At 46.9% G+C, this 1131-nt stretch carries 2 protein-coding genes; both read left to right on the top strand.

The window, feature by feature from the left end:
* Nucleotides 1-480: 480 nt before the first annotated feature.
* Nucleotides 481-723, top strand: a complete 243-nt coding sequence (locus J8X26_RS25690; RefSeq protein ID WP_208952400.1) for a type II toxin-antitoxin system ParD family antitoxin — start codon at nucleotides 481-483, stop codon at nucleotides 721-723.
* Nucleotides 716-1000 carry a type II toxin-antitoxin system RelE/ParE family toxin gene (locus J8X26_RS25685; RefSeq protein WP_208952399.1) on the top strand — a complete coding sequence of 95 codons (285 nt, stop codon included), beginning with the start codon at nucleotides 716-718 and terminating at the stop codon, nucleotides 998-1000. The genes J8X26_RS25690 and J8X26_RS25685 overlap by 8 nt, the downstream gene beginning before the upstream one ends.
* The last annotated feature ends 131 nt before the right edge of the window (nucleotides 1001-1131 follow it).

Here is a 1131-nt window from a genome sequence, read left to right as displayed (position 1 = left end):
AGGGCCAAGCTCTCTCCGCTTCATGCGATGGTAGCTAACCACCACATGCTTATTACATACAAGGGCGAGGGGTGGGCATCGGTAAAATCTATCAAACCTGGGCGGCTGCGCCGCGTCACCGGCGACCCTTAACTTAGAGTCACAAATAACAATTGCTGTCGCCTTCATGCGCTTATGCGCATAAAAGGGGTCTGAAGTCCAATGGAACGAAAACGTACGCTAGTGACGTAACTGTCTGATATATAAAACATAATGGACATGTTAAAATGCCCTAAAAATGGCGTCTTTTTAATCGAAAAATGGCACTTATCGGACAGAGCAGTCCACCAATCGATTTTTCAGACGATAGTTTTCCTCTTACCGTACGTTTTCGTACGGTTGGCCCTCAAACCCCGTTAGAGGTTCCGTCGTGCAACCCCTTCATTGACACCAGAAGTAAGTATTTCTATTATTGTGTTTATAGTTAACACAGGAGGCGTTATGGGCAGAACAACAAGCGTTACGATTGGCGAACAACTCGATTCGTTTATCAGTCGATTAATTGACAGTGGTCGTTACGGCTCTGCGAGTGAAGTTATGCGCTCTGCTCTGCGATTGCTGGAGCAGCAGGAAGCAAACGATGAAGTTGTTCGCCAAGCCGTTATTGCTGGGCTGGAGAGTGGTGAAAGCTCACTATCACTGCGGGATATAGCAGCACAAAGAAAGCTTAGACATCGTGTATAAACTCACCGAACGGGCAGCGGACGACTTCGCTGGGATTTATGACTATACGCTCTTGAAATTTGGTGAAGTTCAGGCAGAGCATTATACAGATGCACTTGAGACATTTTTCGACACACTGGCCGGAATGCCAGATATGGGGCGGGATTACCATGCTGTTTCTGGCGTAATGCGCATTGAATTTCAGCGACATACCATTTTTTATACAGTTCGTGATACGGATATTCTGATTGCGCGTATTTTGCACCAACAGATGAACCATAAACGCCATTTACTGTAAATCTAAACACGCTGCCGCGCTTTTGTCGGATAAGCACAGTCAGGCAACTTGGCTGTGCTGGCTAGGCGTAAGGATTCGTGCGTAAATGTGTAAGATCCCCCGCCAACCCTTGCCATGCCTGCACTATCAGA

The organism is Rahnella sp. ChDrAdgB13, assembly GCF_017655185.1.
GTDB lineage: Bacteria > Pseudomonadota > Gammaproteobacteria > Enterobacterales > Enterobacteriaceae > Rahnella > Rahnella contaminans.
The sequence above is the reverse complement of the archived record's forward strand: the minus strand, read 5'-3'. Positions and strand labels throughout refer to the sequence as shown.